Consider the following 16,931-nt stretch of genomic DNA (forward strand, 5'->3'; position numbering starts at 1 on the left):
TTACCCTTTCCGATTTGATCGAACGGTAATGCCAGCTTTAGAGCGGAACAAATGCAGATTTTCAAGCGCTCTACCGGTACCGATCGCCACACAGTCCAACGGCTCCTCAGCCACAAGGACCGGCATGTTCGTTTCTTCACTCAACACACTATCAAGGTTACGCAATAGCGCTCCCCCGCCCGTCATCACAATCCCACGGTCCATAATATCAGCCGCAAGCTCCGGAGGGCTCTGCTCAAGCGTATCCTTCACCGCTTGTACAATGCTCGCCACCGTATCTTCCAACGCCGCCGAAATCTCAGCCGCCGTAATGGAAATCGTCTTCGGAAGACCACTCACCAAGTCACGACCACGAATCTCCATATCTTCCACATCTTCCGGCTTTCCAGCAGAACCGATCTCAAACTTAATCGCCTCAGCCGTACGCTCACCGATCATCAGATTGTATGTCTTCTTCACATATTGAACAATATCATCATCCATCTCGTCACCCGCAATACGGATTGACTGGCTGGTTACGATACCACCAAGTGAAATAATCGCCACTTCCGTCGTACCACCACCGATATCAACGATCATGCTACCCGTCGGCTCCCAAACCGGCAAGTCCGCACCAATCGCCGCCGCAAAAGGCTCCTCGATCGTATAGGCTTCCCGAGCACCAGCTTGTTTCGTAGCGTCTTCCACCGCTCTCTTCTCAACAGCCGTAATCCCAGACGGCACACACACCATCACATTCGGCTTACGCGTAAAAATCGAACGATGACGCAAGGCCTGTCTAATGAAATACTTCATCATCGTCGCCGTCGTATCAAAATCCGCAATAACCCCGTCCTTCATCGGACGAATCGCAACAATATTCCCAGGCGTACGACCAATCATATTCTTCGCATCATTACCAACAGCCTCAATCGTACCAGCGTCCGAACGAATCGCCACAACAGAAGGCTCCCGAACAATAACACCCTTCCCCTTCACATACACAAGCGTATTCGCCGTACCCAAATCAATACCTAAATCCTTCGAAAAACCACCAAACATCTATGTATTCTCCCTTCCTATTTCAAGCCCGCTACGGATAAAAAAAGAAGAACAACGCACGCGCTCCGAACACCATTCGTGACAAGCCGCCTCTTCTCCCCTGCACAGTACCCAATCCGCACCGATGCCAACCGTTAAAAAAAGTAGTGATGGTATTGCTCTCTAAAAGTAACCCGGACCCTAATCCGGTTTAGTCACAAAAACCCATACGGTTAATTATACTCAAAAACACTACACTTGAGTAGCATTTTCACAAGCAGTTTTAAAAATCGTCATTTCAGCCTAACTGTAACATGCCCTTGGCAGCGTTGCCAATCCTAACCCACCTAAAAAAGCCCTTCCCACCAACTCCTTTTCCCCGATCCGTTTTTTCCCCACCTCCGGAGATCTTTCGATATTCGGATCATCCACTTATTTTCGTTTTGTCCGAGTTATTCTCAGATTGATCCACTTATTTTAACTTTGTCCGGGTTATTGGCAGATTGATCCACTTATTTCAGCATTGTTCTAGTTAGCCTACAAACACCTCGTTTAGAAGCTGAAGCGAACGAAGAAGCGTTAAGGTCCTTCGCGTTTCGGACCATCCACTTATTTTCGTTTTGTCCGAGTTATTCACAGATTGATCCACTTATTTTAACTTTGTCCGAGTTATTGGCAGATTGATCCACTTATTTTAACTTTGTCCGAGTTATTGGCAGATTGATCCACTTATTTCAGAATTGATCCAATTAGGCATAAGTACCTCCTATAAACGAAAAAATGGACCGAGAAATCAGACCGCCCCCTCCACCAAAAAAACACCCGGCCCAAAAACGGAGCCGAGTGCTTTTCATCTACTTAAATTTTACCCATTCCATAAACCAACCCCACGTTCCTAGCCACATCAGCCAAATACGTCTTCCCGTTGGCGATCGCATCATTAACATCCATGGGCCCCGGAACCAGACTAAATACCGCATCGATCCCGTGCTCGTACACCTTTTCATACCCGTCCCCACATATGCCGCATAAAGCGATCACGCTTGTGCCCGACTCTTTTGCCGCTTTCGCCACACCAATCGGCGTTTTGCCATAAATCGTCTGACCATCGATTTTCCCTTCACCGGTAATCACCAGATCCGCATCTTCAACTCGCTCCCGAAAGCGCGTTTCCTTCAGGGCAATATCTACCCCTTTTTCAAGCCTCGCGCCGACACTTCCAAGGAGCCCCGCCCCAAGACCACCCGCTGCACCGGCGCCAGGAACGTTCACGATCGTTTTCCCGCTCGCCTCTTCAAGCTTATTCCCAAAGTGAGCGAGTGCCCCGTCAAGCTCGACCACCATCTCTGGTGTGGCTCCCTTTTGCGGTCCATAAATGGCACTTGCCCCTTCTGGTCCCGTTAACGGGTTGTTCACATCACACGCCACAACCACATCAACGTCTTCAAGGCGACGGTCCATACCCGACAAGTCCATTCGATCCAATTCAACCAGAGCCTGTCCACCACGCTCCACTTCCGTCGCGTCTACTTTCAGCAACGCTCCTCCAAGCGCCTGAATCATCCCGGCACCACCATCATTCGTCGCACTGCCGCCGATCCCGAGAATGATTTTGTCTACACCATGATCGAGAGCCGCTTTAATCAGTTCACCAGTCCCGTACGTTGTCGCAGTGAGAGGGTTTCGCTCCCCGATCGCAACAAGAGAGATCCCCGATGCTTCTGCCATCTCCAAAATGGCGGTTCCTCCATCACCGGAAATCCCATACTCCGCTGTCACTTCTCTTCCGCCCGGCCCTGTAACGGTTGCAGTATAGATCGTTCCCTCTAAGGCGTCCACAAGGGATTGGGTCGTCCCCTCACCTCCGTCAGCCATTGGAATGTGATCGAATTGGATGCCACCACTCCCATATCCTCTTTTAAATCCTTCTTTTATAGCCACCGCCGCTTCTTTGGCAGTAATGCATTCTTTAAACGAATCAGGTGCAATCACGACTTTTAACATGTTCATTCTCTCCTTTACCTAGTATAGATGGTTACAAAATGTCCCTGAGAAAGAGAGCGTTATTCCGTCTGTCAATATTTCTAGACGTAATGCAAAAAGACCTCTTTCACTAGAAAGAGGTCTCACACAGGCATTGAAAAAGTTTAAGATCCAACCTTTTTCAATACCTTCACACATATCCTTTTTCTTTTAACGATACAAACCGCTGATCCCCGATAATCACGTGATCCAAAATCTCAATCCCTAGCACATTTCCGCACTCCACCAACCGCTTCGTCACATCAATGTCCTCTCGGCTCGGAGCGGGATCCCCACTCGGATGATTGTGCAAACACACAATGGACGCAGCCGAGTAACGGAAAGATTCTTTGAAAACCTCCCTTGGGTGTACAATCGAGGCGTTCAAACTTCCAATAAACACAGTGTGCTTAAAAATAACTTGGTTCTTCGTGTTGAGATAAAGACAGACGAAGTGCTCTTGTGTGAGGTGTCTCATGTCATCCATCACAAAGTTCGCCACGTCTTCAGGAGAACGAATCGCGTACCGCTCCTCAGTGGGTAAATTGTGAATACGCCTCCCCAGTTCAATAGCCGACTTCAACTGAACCGCTTTTGCGTTTCCAATTCCGTGAATGTCCACAAATTCGTTAATGGAAGCGTCTTTCAACAGTTTTAGCCCGTCAAAGTGCCTAAGCACGCGTCCTGAAAGCTGAAGCACCGACTCTTCTTTCGTGCCTGAGCTTAAAATTAATGCGATGAGCTCCTGATTTGTTAACGCATTCGGCCCTTCTTGAAGCATCCGTTCCCTGGGCCGCTCGCTTTTCGGCACATCACGAATCATCATTTCCGTCACACACAACACCCTTTCAACCATGGCATGACGGCGTTGTCGCGTCACAGGTGCTCGTGCGATGATGGTTTACGCTTGCCAGTCACCCACGATGTCAAATTCCTTTAACACGCGGATCGTTTTTGCCAGAGGCAACCCTACAATGGCAAAGTAATCTCCCGAGATGCGTTCAACCAAAACGGCACCGAGACCTTGAATCCCATAGCTGCCCGCTTTATCAAACGGTTCTCCACTATTAATGTACGCTTCGATTTCGTCATCTGAGAGGTCAAAAAAACGAACGCTCGCTTTCTCGCAAACGGTACGCGTTTGATCACCTGAAAGAACAGCTACACCGGTATAAACGTCATGAGTTCGTCCGGAAAGCATACGAAGCATGCGACGCGCATCTTCTTTGTCCTCAGGCTTTCCAAGAACCTTCCCGTCAATAGACACAACGGTGTCAGAACCGAGTACAACATGGTCCTTATTCTCTTTAAACACCGCTTCGGCTTTTTGGGTAGCCAGTGAAACGACGAGTTCTTCAGATGATAGTGATGGATCTACAGTTTCTTCTACTTGGCTGGAAATCATGTGGAAGGTGATCCCTGCTTGCTCGAGCAGTTCCTTCCGGCGAGGTGATTGTGAGGCGAGTATCAATCGAGTCATTTTAGCTTCCCCCTAGTGGCGCATCGATCCGCGTCTTAAGGGTACAAACATCATACCACAAAAAACGACACCGTTACGCAGAATGAACGATGGTCAGACATCCATCTTTATGGGGTCAGACCCCCGGAAATTATTTCCGGGGGTCTGACCCTGTGTGAACTAGTCTCAATGTGTTATTCTCCGAAAATGAGTTCCGATGCGGCGATACCGGGCTTTGTCATTTCTTTTGGATCGAGAATTTTATCGAGCTCTTCTTTTGTTAGAATGCCTCGCTCAATGCAGATCTCTCGAACGCTCATGTTCGTTGCGATTGCTTCTTTTGCGATTCGCGCAGCAGTCTCATAGCCTACGTGCGGATTGATGGCGGTAATGATTCCTACGCTTGTTTCAACCATCTCGCGGCATCGTTCCACATTTGCCGTGATCCCTTCAACCGCGAATTCACGAAATACACCAATCCCGTTTTGCAGAATCGAGAACGATTGAAGAAGGTTGAACACTAATACCGGCTCCATCACGTTCAACTCCAACTGACCTGCTTCTGAGGCAAGGCTAATTGTGTGATCGTTGCCGATTACTTGGAATGAGATCTGGTTAATTACTTCGCACATGACCGGATTTACTTTACCCGGCATGATGGACGATCCGGCCTGGCGTGGTGGCAAATTGATTTCGTTAAACCCAGTACGCGGTCCGGAGCTCATAAGTCTTAGGTCATTTGCGATTTTTGACATGTTGATCGCAAGAATTTTCATCGCACCTGACAGTTGCGTGTATGCATCCGTGTTTTGCGTCGCATCCACCAAATCATCGGCACTATGAAACGGCATGTTCATGTCTTCTGCCAAGTATTCTGTTACTTTTGTTATATATTCAGGCATGGCATTGAGGCCTGTCCCTACAGCGGTCGCACCCATATTGATTTCGTACAAGTGATCGACCGAGCTTTGAATTCGTCTCAAGTCTCGAGATAATAATCGGCGGTAAGAGCCAAATTCTTGGCCAAGACGGATGGGCACTGCGTCTTGGAGGTGCGTGCGCCCCATTTTGATCACGTTATCAAACTCCCGCTCCTTTGTACGGAGTGTTTCGATGAGCTCGTTTAACGCCGTGATGAGTCCTTGGCTTAAGTTCAAACAAGCAATGTGAATCGCTGTTGGAAACGTATCGTTCGTGGACTGAGCCATGTTGACGTGTGTATTCGGGCTCACCTTTATGTATTCGCCTTTTTTACCGCCCAACAGCTCAATCGCACGGTTTGCGATGACTTCGTTTGCGTTCATGTTAAAGGACGTACCTGCTCCACCTTGGATGGAGTCGACAATAAAATGATCGTTCAATTTCCCCTCAATCACTTCGTCCGCAGCTTTAATAATCGCCTCAGCAATGTCTTTATTCAAAACACCAACGTGACTGTTCGCGCGAGCAGCCGCTTTCTTCACGTATCCGAACGCTCGAATGAGCTCCTCGTGGGGTGGATATCCGGTAATTGGGAAGTTCTCCTTTGCCCGCACCGTCTGAATGCCGTAATAGGCTCCGGCCGGAATTTCTTTCTCTCCCATCAAGTCGCGCTCAATTCTAATCTCGTCTGTCATGTGTTTTCATCTCCCTGATTCTTTCGTAAACGTCATGTTTATTGTATAGAAAAAGACCGGTTTTGGTAAGTGGTTTCTTTAGTATGAGCGTAAAAGGAGGAGAAGTTGCACGGATGAGAGGGATTTTGGCCAGCAGAGAGGCTCAGTGAGGCCGTAGTTTCAGTGTGTTCCATGTTCACAATCGGTGGATCGATCTCATTTCTTTTTATCGAGCTCTATTCGTGTTTTATCGTCCACTATTGCTGTTTTATCGTGCTCTATTCGCGATTTATCGTCCACTACTCCACTTTTATCGAGCTCTAATTGGTATTTATCGGCCATTCGACACCGACCGACAAAATACGCAACCCTACCGCAACCCGCCCCACCCTCCTCCACCAAAAAACAACCGACCTTCAAACCGGCCGGTTGCTTTGCACGAAACAGTTATTCAAATTTCTCTATAAGCTGCTCATAAAGCATCGTGCTTTCCAATAAACGTTGCTGGAGATCCCAGCCGGTGGCGTCATCCCCTTGAAGGGCCTCCACTGCCTCGCCCATTTTCGCTGTCCAGTTTTTGGCGGCGAAGATGATCTCGTCCGGTTCATCGAGACTCTCGATCTGGGCGTTCCATTCGTTCCACTCGCCGGCCAAGCCGTTCGCTTCTTGAGGGGAGATGGTGTCTTCCCCTGTGGTCAAGCCGACGCTCAGTTGAACGAGCTCGTCCACGAGTTGGGTGCCGGCGTACAAGTATTCGGCGGTTTCTTCAGAGACGGACGCGTCACTTGAAATCACATGGACCTTCGTGTAGGTATCTCGGCCGACGCCTTGATACACTTGGGCCAGTTCGTCTATGTTTTCCTTCGACGGCGCAATTCCCATAAACAAGTACATCGGTTCCGTGAGTGTGGTCAACACGGCAGGGTAGCCTTCTGATCGTAGGGCTTGAACGGACTCTTGTCCTTTTTCCGAAGTAGAAAAGGCACCGCCTTGTACGACGTGGACGGTGAGTCCGGGGATGCCGCCGGTGAAGGTGTCGTCGGTGATCGATCCGACGGGCTGCATGGTGGTCGTTTCTTCAGCTGGTGGTCCTTGGGCGGCCTCTGGTGCAGCTGAGCTTGCTTGGTCCATTTCGCTTGTTGAAAAAAGCGTGAGGAGCATGAGGCCAAAGCCTGTCCCAACAATCACGGCGCTTAAGACGATGGCGAGCATTTTTCCTGGGAGTCTAAGGTCGGGCCAGGAGAACGTTCGCCTGTTGGGCCTGTTTTTCTTCCGCTTGTTTGGCGGGAGCTTCGGGCCTCGGTCTCGTTTGCCGTCATCCCAAAACGGGAGGCTTAAGGCATGTTTTTCTTTACGTCGCTGTTCAAAGTCGACGATATTGGTTTCTGGTACGTGCTTTTGTGGGGGCTCTTGTTCGGCGAGCACCCAGTGAAAAGCATCGTCTTCTTGCGGTTGTTCCACTTCTGTTGGTGCGGCGTCTTCTTCTTCACGAAAGATGATTGTCTTTTCGCCATTCATCCGAACCGTAATGACATTTTTTTTATCCAACGCGCCCAAACCCCTTTCCGGTGATCGTTATACTTTACTCTATTAACTAGCACCGATTGGTAGAACTAAAACTTCGTCTGCGCGGCGATATTCAATTGGATGACTGTTAGTCTAAAAATGGCTGGTCTCTGTCTTCGAATGGTGGATAATCTCCTTTTGGTGCTTCATGCTCCAAGTCCGTAAGCTCTGGATAGTAATAGGTGGACACGATTACGTGGAAGTCGAGGTGGTCTTCACCATCCACGATCATTCGTCCGTCCGTCGTGTCTTCTTTTGAAAAATAAACCGATTCCACATTTGTAATGCGCGTGAGGTGATCGAGCTCGTGCAAGAAACGAACGAGATGGTCGTATGTATCCACGCGAACATCCATGTGGGCCGTTTGCTTATACATGCCTTCAATCGGCTCACCTTTCCACTCACCAGGAACGAGGACTCGCTCTTCTTCAATTTCTTCGATCGGGTCTTGCTCTTCGCCTGATTCTACGTCCAATTCTTCGTCTTCTTCCACAACTACCACCGTTTCCGTATGTTCAATCGTGGCTGGGGTACTGCTTGTCTCTAGCATGTCGTGAACCGGTTCGTCTTTGTCCATCGTCAAATTCATCATTCGAACACCGGCTACTTCTTCGGCCATGTTGATGTCCATCAAGAATTGATCCGTCAACGATACGACGGGCAGGCGGCGCTGCAGGTCCGTGGACGTGGTCGTACGGGCCGCTTGTTCTTTTTCCAACTCGGCCCTTTCCGCCTCAAGCTGTGTGACGAGCTGATCTTCTTGGTGAAGGTTCGTTACCGCTCTGTCACGGGCTTCAAGCTTAGGGTTCAAATAAGAGGAGAACGCCAAAAAGCTAAATCCGACGATCAACAAAACAGCTACAGCCGTGTATGCGAGTAGGCGATTCGTCTCTCTCATTGGTCATCGCCTCCGTTCTCTTCGGTGTTCATTTCCAGATCAAGGTCGACTTCTCCGTTATCATCCATTTCGAGGTCGATCACTCCATTCCCTTCTTCTGTTTCAATGTTTACATCCACATCAATATCAATGTTCACATTTTCGTCATCCTCATCCTCTACAGGTGGCCCAGGTTCCGTTCCCGTCGGCGGCTCCGTTTCTTCCTCGTCACCATGAGCGCGAACCGCTTGCGGATCAAGAGTAACCGTTATGCCCGCTGTATAGTGAGGCAAGTACACTTGTGTTGTGTTTGTTTGGGTAAAAAAACCGGTGGTCGCGTCTTCCTCTTCTTCATTCTCGAACACATCTTCTCCGTCTACAAAATGAAGCGTTACTTCTGAAATGAGAGCCGATTCCTCAAGAGACTGGTGGTAATAGGCTAAATCTCGCATTTCATAAAAAGCCGCTTCTAAATAAACATCAAAAGGGAACGCGTAATCAAACTCCACAAGGTACCCTTCCGGAGGCATTCGTGACACAATGTCATGAACGACGGCAGATGACGGCACTGCTTTATCCTCAAGGGTTTCAATATACAGGCTCAATCGTTCTTGGTCCGCGTTGGATAACGTATGTATTTCTGCTTGTACTTCTGCAGAAGCGATTCTCGTTTCTTGAAGATGAGCTTCAGTCACAGCGAGTTCGGATTCCACTTGGGAACCAATTACAGCGAAGATCGCCGATGCCACAAAGCAGGCCAGAAGGAGACCTCCAATCACGTAGAGCAAGGACCGGTCTTTTCGTTCTTTTTTGGGAAGCAAATTGATTTCTACTGGCATTGTGACGACTACACCTCTTCTTTCAACAACAGCCCTACCGTTTCATGATAACGTTCAGGAATATGTGTGTCGGTATTTGAAATTCTAAGGGCGGCACGATCGTAGCGCTGGACAGGGACGTCCAACTGACGCTTCAAATCTTCTTCAAAGTGGGATAAATAAGGATGATCTCCGCCAATGCTAACTTTTGTAAGGCCCACTTCACCTTTATGATAGGACGATTCGTAATAGTTTCTGAGTTTTCGGATATCAGAAAACACGTCTTGCCAAGAGGAAAGGATCTCTTCTTCTTTTCCTGTCCATTCGTATAATAGTTCTCCTTCAATCGTGTCCACGCGCCACTGCGCGCTGTCCACTTCCCACTCCATGTGACGAGTGATCGTTGGCATGTCTTTGTTAAACACGCTCACACTCACGTGGCTCGGATAGCAATGAACAGTCAAAAGATGTTCGTTTGGTTCGTTGTATCTTGCGTCTTCGTAAAAGCGGTAAAAAGCAAGAGGACTCACGTCTGCGGCTACTGGCTTTACTTTGCATGCTTCAAGAAGCTTCGTATACTCGGCGACCGTTTCTTCTGGCGCTGCGACTAACAGAAGGTGGCGCTTTCGTTCGTCACTGTCTTTTTCCGCCCAGTCAAAGGCCGGTTCTTCAAAGGGTAGATGAAGCTTCTCTCCAAGTTCCATGTACAGGTGTCCGGTAGTTTCTTTTTCTGGCACGGAGGCGTCGATTGTGTGTTCACGAATGACGAACAGGGCGTCAGGGACAGTGAACACGACCTTTTGCTTTTTTAACCCCCACTCGTCTACGCATTCTTGGAAAATGGTGAGGAGTGTGTCCCACTCTTTGATTCGGCCGCCTTCTACGATGCCTTTTGGTAGATAGCGCTCTCCGAAGTCGGTGACGGTTTCGAGGGATTCGTTTTTGCCGCGAACGTAGCGGATCGCGTGGTCTTTGAAAGTAATCGCCGTCCACGTTTGTTTTTTAATTTTTGACATCTCTGACCCTCACTTTGGTTTGGTGATTAGATTAAAATTTAAGATTGTATAGGGATTATTTTTTAATAGAAAGAAGTGTGGGATGGAGGCGGAATGTCCTTCGCTTTCCGCGGGGGTGCCGGTGAGCCTCCTCGAGCTAGCGCTCTGTGGGGTCTCACCCGGACTCCCACTCCCGCTGGAGTCTCGGACATTCCGCCTCCATCTACTTCTTTGCCAAGTGATGCTTAAATGTTAAATATTTCGGCTCAAAGGGAACCTTTCAACAAAACTCTTATTCTATTAAACATCTGCTGTTTTAAGCTCGTTATTTGCTTTGCAGTAAAACAAATGGAGCGAAAGGCGGCGACTCCGACGGGAATAGCAAAGAGCATTGCTTTTTGAGTGTGGTACTGCTTCAAAGCAGTAGCCACCCCTCAGTGCACTTTCCACGGGCATCACTTCAATGAATATGATTAAACTTAATTTCATCTTAAGTGCTGTGTCCTTTTGACTTGCGTACCTGAACGCCACCAGCGACACTCCTGCGGCAGTAGGAGCCAGGAGAGACTCCGCAAGGGCTTTGCCCGAGGAGGCTCGCCGGCACCGCCGCGGAAAGGGAGCGGATGGCGTGAAGCGGAGCCTTATGTACTGACACAAGGAAATACTCATTAAAAAATAAATGTATTATAGATACACGATCCGTCGTTAAATCTAGCAATTCTAGCTCTCTGTAGTATTAAAAGATCGACATGTACCATCTCCAGATTTCTTCGCCGTAAAAGTAGACGAGGATGGAGCCTAGGGCGATGGAGGGGCCGAAGGGGATCGATGACTTTCGGTTCATCCCTTTGAACAGAACACCTACAAGACCTACAATAGCTCCGATCAACGAAGCAAAAAAGATGCTCATAATCACGCCAGGAAACCCGAGAACCACACCGATTACCGCATAAAGCTTCACGTCTCCTCCTCCCATCCCTCCTCTAGAGAGAACAGCAAGAGCAAACAAAATCCCAAACCCGGTAAGCATTCCGATAATGGGAATCCACCACGGATAAAGGTCAGCAAACGTAAGCCTGAGAAGAAGCAACGGTACAAAGAAAAACATAAGCACTTTATTTAAAATCAAGTAGCTCGTCAGATCACTCACGGTGATAATCACAAGCATGGAAACAAATAAGAGACTTACAATTAGCTCAAAGCTCACGCCCCAATGGAGGTAGCTTAAGAGAAACAATCCACCGGTGGCAAGCTCCATTAAAGGATATAGTGGGGATACTCGCTTTCCACAGTCGCGGCAACGGCCTCGTAAGATCACGTATGACAAAACAGGGATTAGTTCCCACGCCGATAACGTGTGACCACACTCCGGACAGCGAGATCTAGGCTTTGAAATCGACTCTTTATTCGGCATCCGCATGCCCACAACATTGAAGAAAGAACCGAAGATTAAACCTAGTAAAAACACGTAAACACTAATAAGCGTCTCCAATCGTCACCACCAGCACTTTCTATAAGTCGAAAAAAATGGAATCTACTACTATTATAGGGGTTTTTGGGTTGAGGGGGAATAGGATTATACAAGTTAATAAAAGCCCTCAATTTAATTGAGGACTTTTACATAGTTATTATTAATCAACTTAATCAGCTATAGAACTTCTACCTTCACTTCTAATATGCTCTATAGAAACCCCTGTTTTTGAAGATACGACTTTTGTTGAACCACTGGTCGATGTGTTAAAAACTACATCACCATCACCCTCACTATGAAGAAACTGTACATAATAAGAATACGAATTACCTGTTTTTTCAATAATTACAAACCCGTCATGATAGTCACCACTGCCATCTGGATTATCCGGCATTTTATCAACATAACCTAATTGGACTAAACCTTCTGAACCTTGTGTTGCATTACTTATGTCTATGACCTTATTACCTTGTACATCGTTTGAAGTAGCATAAAGCCTTGCAGCATTTGCAACAGTCTCAGCATTCGCAATATGCGCATCTTTCTTCGAGTTATCAATAATCCCACCAATTGCCGGAATCGCGATTGCTGCAATAATCCCCAAGATCACGATTACTGCTAGTAACTCCACCAACGTTAAACCTTTTTCGTTTCTCAACAACGTTCTAAGCTTTTGTTTGTACTTGTTCACTTTAGTGAACCCCCCTTAAGGTTTTTAGTTTGTTGAGTGACACTTTTTCGCGTACATTGTTCGCATTCGTAATTGGGAACTGTTGCGTCAAACAGGTATTCCTGCGAGAATGACATCCATCGTTGCCCACCAAAATTGATCTTTCAGTGGACGAACATCCTCCCTGTGGAAAGCGTCCGCCTAGTGCAACATTTCTCGCTTAAAAACCGACAATGTCACAGAATTTGTGTATAAAAAAACCGACACCACTACAAAGAGAGACTTGCTTTTATGTATCCATCTCTCTTCGCTGTGTATGCCGGTTGCACTACTCGCTCCACACCGCCCAAGTGCCCATATACAGACGGTGTTTCATAGCTTCATAGGACTATGTTGTTCACTATAGTAGTATTATAGTTTATATTTCCTATTATGAAAAGCCTAAACCTACCTCAAAATAAAAATATTTCCTATTTTTCTGTGAATATTTACCCAATTGTGTCAAAGATCTCGAACATGGGGATCGCGATGGCTGCTACGATCACGCCAACGACCACTGCCAGACCTACTATCAACAACGGTTCGATCGCCGTTTTTAATCGCTCCGTGGCTTGATCGACTTCCACTTCATAAAAATCGGCCACTTTCCCGAGCATTGAATCGAGGCTACCGGTCTTTTCACCTACCACGACCATTTGCGTAACGAGAGGAGGGAAAATCCAGTGCTTTTCCATTGGTTCGGCCATAGATTCTCCTTTTTCAAGAGAGTTTCTCGAATCGCGAATCACTTTAGCTAATACTTCGTTTCCTACGACTCTCTCAACAATCGACGTGGCCTGGAGCACAGGGACTGAGCTCGAAAAAAGAGAGCTTAACGTCCGAGACATTCGCGCAATTGCCGCTTTTTGCAAAAGACCTCCAAAGATCGGCATTTTAAGTAGGGCATAGTCAAGGTAGTATTTGTACCGCTTGTCTTTTGCCATAACTGCGATCCCAACACCCATCCCTAAAACAAGTAACATGAGCAACCACCAAAATTGCTGCATCGTCTCTCCGAGGGTCAACACAAAAGCGGTAATCCAAGGCAATTCTGAACCAAAGCTTGAAAACATATCCGCAAATGTAGGCACAACAAAGGCCAATAAAAACACGACCACACCAAAAGCCACAACGCCCACCACCGCAGGATAGGAGATCGCTGATATGACTTTTTGCTTTGTGGCGTGTTGTTTTTCATAATAAACGGCTAGGCGATCGAGAATTTCTTCAATGTTCCCGCCTGCTTCCCCGGCTTTGATCATGTTTGTAAAAAGAGGGGGAAACACGTGTCGCTGTTTTTCTGTAGCTTCTGAAAAAGAAGCCCCCGTGCGAATGTCTTCACTTACAGTCGAGAGTCCTTCTTTTAACAGCTTGTTCGACGTTTGTTTTGCCAAAATCTCAATACTGTCCACAAGGCTGAGTCCCGCATGAAGAAGGGTGGAGAACTGCCTTAAAAAGATCACCAAATCTTTTGTGGTTACCCGCTGGAACAAGCTCACATCTTTATAAAGCCAGCTGTCCAACGCTTTTAGTTCCATCACGTTGACGCCCTTTTCCTTGAGCTTAATCCGCGCGTCTTTTTCTGACTCACTTTTTAATTTTCCGTTTACAAGAACGCCGTTTCGGTTCCTACCACGGTAACGATACATGGCCATAATCATCTACCTACTTATGTATAAAGATGCCGCTTCTCGGTTAATTTTCCCGTCGCGAAGCAGGTCGTTCACGTTCATTTCAAGAGTTTGCATTCCTTGGGCACGGCTCGTTTGAAGCACCGTTGGAATTTGAAAGATCTTCTCGGTTCGAATCAAATTCTTAATCGCGCTGTTGTTTAACAAAATCTCCGTTGCAGCCACGCGCCCTCGACCGTTTGATGTTTTGATTAAACGTTGAGACACCACAGCTGTTAACACTGAAGCCAATTGAATTCTAATTTGTCCTTGTTGCTCTGGTGGAAATACATCGATGATTCGCTCGATCGTGTTTGCCGCATCGGTTGTATGAAGCGTACCGAGTACCAAGTGCCCCGTTTCCGCAGCAGTTACAGCGGTCGCAATCGTTTCTAAATCACGCATTTCCCCTACCAAAATCACATCAGGATCTTGCCTGAGCGTGGCTCGAAGCCCGTTTGCAAAGTTCTTCGTATCAAACCCTACTTCACGCTGATCGATGATCGAATTCCCGTGCTTATGTAAATACTCAATCGGATCTTCGAGCGTAATAATGTGGCGCTTCATATGGGTGTTCATATGGTTAACCATCGCAGCAAGAGTCGTCGATTTCCCCGAACCAGTTGGCCCGGTCACAAGAACGAGCCCTTGAGGCTTACGGGCAATCGTTTTTAGTACATCAGGCATGTTCAAGTCGTCCAACGTGGGAATCGATGTGGGAACGATCCGAATGGCCAGGCTAATACATGACCGTTGAAAATACACGTTTACGCGAAAACGGGACACACCGGGAATGCCATACGAAAAGTCGATCTCCCCTTTTGACTCAAACAGTTCCCACATGTCTTCAGGCATGATCGCCCTTGCCATCTGTGACGTCATATCAGGCGTTAGGGACTCTTCTTCACATTGAATCAACTCACCATTCACTCGAAAAACTGGACGTACACCAACGGTCAGGTGAACGTCAGAGGCCTGTTTTTCAAAAGCTGTGATGAGTAACTTTTCCAACCGCTCCTTCATTGAAAACTGCCCCTCTCTCTAATCGTCCAAAGCGACCCGAAGTACTTCTTCTAAGGTCGTGTCGCCTTTTTTAGCTTTCAACAAGCCATCTTCCACAAGAAAAATCATATCGTTTGCCATTACGTATTCTTTAATGGCTGTCATAGGTTGGTTGTTCAAGACGAGCTTTCTAAGTTCATCGTCAATCACAAGGACCTCATGAATCGCCATTCTTCCTCGGTACCCCATATCATTACAGGAGGAGCAGCCTTTTCCTTTGTATAAATAATCAATGTCGATCCCTCGCTTTACAAACCACGTTCGCTCTTGCTCAGTTGGTTCATAAGCTTCAGAGCATTCCGAGCAGACTCGTCTCACAAGGCGCTGGGCAACAATGCCCGATAACGAATTGGTCACAAGAAACGGTTCCACACCCATATCAATGAGCCTTGGAATTGTGGATAATGCACTGTTTGTATGAAGAGTACTCATAACCAAATGCCCGGTCAATGACGCTCTGACCGCAATCTCCGCCGTTTCTCGGTCTCGAATTTCCCCGACCATCACAATGTTCGGATCTTGACGGAGCATGGAGCGAAGACCAGCCGCAAACGTAAGCCCGACTTTCGTATTCACTTGTACCTGATTAATGCCTTCCATCTGATACTCTACGGGATCTTCGATGGTCATAATGTTCACTTGGTCATCGTTTAAAGCATTTAAGCCAGCGTAAAGGGTAGAGGTTTTTCCAGAACCGGTTGGCCCGGTAATGAGCACCATCCCAGACGGCTTTTTTAACAAGTTTTCAAAATGATCTTTGTTCACTATATTGAACCCTAAGTCGTCAATACGCGTGATCGCTTGATTCATATCCAAGATACGAACCACGATCTTTTCTCCAAACACAGTCGGGAGAGTTGATATTCTTAAGTCGACTTTCTTTTTATCCAAGCTTACTTTTACCCGTCCATCTTGCGGTAAGCGGGTTTCTGTAATGTTCAGGTTTGCCATGATTTTTACACGAGCCACTAGGGCGTTTTGAAAATGCTTCGGTAACGCTTGTTCCGTTCGTAAAATTCCGTCAATTCGGTAGCGAACGAGAATTTTCGTTTCATGAGGATCCACGTGAACGTCACTCGCCTCTTTTTGCAAAGCACTAGCAAAAAGTTGATTCACAAGGCGAATCACAGGCGCATCATCGTCTTCATCAATGGACTGGCTTTCTCGTGCCACTGGCTCCTCTTCCGATTCCTCGACCGCAAATTCCTTCATTGATGGCTCGAGCTCATAATACTTGTAAATCGATTGTTGAATGTCTTTCTTCGATGCAATCGAAGGCTCGATCGTAAATCCCGTATGCATTCTCAAGTCATCGATGGCCACGAAATCCATCGGGTCGGCCATGGCTACTTTCAGCTTGTCCCCTTCTTTTTGAAACGGTAACACCATGTGGCGCTTCGCCATTTCTTTAGGTACCAAATTGATGAGCTGCCCGTCTACTGGATGACGATTCAATGCCACATGAGGAATGCCGAGCTGAAACTCGAGCACTTCAATGAGTTCTTTTTCCGTGACGAGCCTTTGTTCCAACAAAGCATCCCCAAGTTTTTGGGATCGTTTTTTTGTGGAAACGACGTGTTCGACTTGTTCTTTTGTTACGAGTCCTGCTTCGACTAAAATATCTCCTAAACGGCGATGCTTCGTTCTCATCGGCTCCTCCTTATGGC

Annotated in this window: 15 protein-coding genes and 1 riboswitch; all 15 genes read right to left on the reverse strand. The window is 47.3% G+C overall.

Annotation, left to right across the window (positions count from 1 at the left end):
• The 15 genes from G476_RS0113140 to G476_RS0113215 all read right to left on the reverse strand — a co-directional run bounded on the left by G476_RS0113140 (position 1) and on the right by G476_RS0113215 (position 16,914).
• The gene (locus G476_RS0113140; protein ID WP_026690504.1) at positions 1-1,041 is read right to left on the reverse strand and encodes a rod shape-determining protein; all 1,041 of its coding nucleotides are present in this window, start codon (positions 1,039-1,041) and stop codon (positions 1-3) included.
• 837 nt (positions 1,042-1,878) lie between these two features.
• A complete protein-coding gene (locus G476_RS0113145) occupies positions 1,879-3,030 on the reverse strand; it encodes a glycerate kinase (protein WP_084405739.1) in 1,152 nt (383 codons plus the stop codon).
• 163 nt (positions 3,031-3,193) lie between these two features.
• Positions 3,194-3,868, reverse strand: a complete 675-nt coding sequence (gene radC, locus G476_RS0113150; RefSeq protein WP_035186996.1) for a RadC family protein — start codon at positions 3,866-3,868, stop codon at positions 3,194-3,196.
• Positions 3,869-3,943: 75 nt separating this feature from the next.
• Positions 3,944-4,522, reverse strand: a complete 579-nt coding sequence (locus G476_RS0113155) for a Maf family protein (protein WP_026690507.1) — start codon at positions 4,520-4,522, stop codon at positions 3,944-3,946.
• A gap of 173 nt (positions 4,523-4,695) precedes the next feature.
• Positions 4,696-6,117, reverse strand: coding sequence for an aspartate ammonia-lyase (aspA, locus tag G476_RS0113160; RefSeq protein ID WP_026690508.1), 1,422 nt, complete (start codon positions 6,115-6,117; stop codon positions 4,696-4,698).
• Positions 6,118-6,312: 195 nt separating this feature from the next.
• On the reverse strand, positions 6,313-6,438 hold the full coding sequence (locus G476_RS24085; protein WP_281170455.1) for a hypothetical protein: 126 nt from the start codon (positions 6,436-6,438) through the stop codon (positions 6,313-6,315).
• A 105-nt stretch (positions 6,439-6,543) separates the two neighbouring features.
• Positions 6,544-7,644: a hypothetical protein gene (locus tag G476_RS0113170; protein WP_026690510.1), complete on the reverse strand. Its 1,101-nt coding sequence runs from the start codon at positions 7,642-7,644 to the stop codon at positions 6,544-6,546.
• A 106-nt stretch (positions 7,645-7,750) separates the two neighbouring features.
• Positions 7,751-8,560 carry a hypothetical protein gene (locus G476_RS0113175; protein WP_026690511.1) on the reverse strand — a complete coding sequence of 270 codons (810 nt, stop codon included), beginning with the start codon at positions 8,558-8,560 and terminating at the stop codon, positions 7,751-7,753.
• Entirely contained in the window at positions 8,557-9,378 is an 822-nt protein-coding gene (locus G476_RS0113180; protein WP_026690512.1) for a PilN domain-containing protein, read from the reverse strand. The genes G476_RS0113175 and G476_RS0113180 overlap by 4 nt, the downstream gene beginning before the upstream one ends.
• 8 nt (positions 9,379-9,386) lie before the next feature.
• Positions 9,387-10,373: a type IV pilus biogenesis protein PilM gene (pilM, locus tag G476_RS0113185; RefSeq protein ID WP_026690513.1), complete on the reverse strand. Its 987-nt coding sequence runs from the start codon at positions 10,371-10,373 to the stop codon at positions 9,387-9,389.
• A gap of 715 nt (positions 10,374-11,088) precedes the next feature.
• The gene (locus G476_RS0113195) at positions 11,089-11,844 is read right to left on the reverse strand and encodes a prepilin peptidase (protein WP_026690515.1); all 756 of its coding nucleotides are present in this window, start codon (positions 11,842-11,844) and stop codon (positions 11,089-11,091) included.
• A 148-nt stretch (positions 11,845-11,992) separates the two neighbouring features.
• Positions 11,993-12,514: a prepilin-type N-terminal cleavage/methylation domain-containing protein gene (locus tag G476_RS23935; protein ID WP_035186484.1), complete on the reverse strand. Its 522-nt coding sequence runs from the start codon at positions 12,512-12,514 to the stop codon at positions 11,993-11,995.
• A gap of 288 nt (positions 12,515-12,802) precedes the next feature.
• Positions 12,803-12,885, reverse strand: a riboswitch (cyclic di-GMP riboswitch).
• A gap of 96 nt (positions 12,886-12,981) precedes the next feature.
• Positions 12,982-14,187: a type II secretion system F family protein gene (locus G476_RS0113205; RefSeq protein ID WP_026690517.1), complete on the reverse strand. Its 1,206-nt coding sequence runs from the start codon at positions 14,185-14,187 to the stop codon at positions 12,982-12,984.
• Between the two features lie 6 nt (positions 14,188-14,193).
• The gene (locus G476_RS0113210; protein WP_026690518.1) at positions 14,194-15,225 is read right to left on the reverse strand and encodes a type IV pilus twitching motility protein PilT; all 1,032 of its coding nucleotides are present in this window, start codon (positions 15,223-15,225) and stop codon (positions 14,194-14,196) included.
• Positions 15,226-15,243: 18 nt separating this feature from the next.
• On the reverse strand, positions 15,244-16,914 hold the full coding sequence (locus G476_RS0113215; protein WP_026690519.1) for a GspE/PulE family protein: 1,671 nt from the start codon (positions 16,912-16,914) through the stop codon (positions 15,244-15,246).
• Positions 16,915-16,931 lie beyond the last annotated feature (17 nt).

The sequence above is a fragment of the Alteribacter aurantiacus DSM 18675 genome, assembly GCF_000429705.1.
Taxonomy (GTDB): Bacteria; Bacillota; Bacilli; order Bacillales; family Salisediminibacteriaceae; genus Alteribacter; species Alteribacter aurantiacus.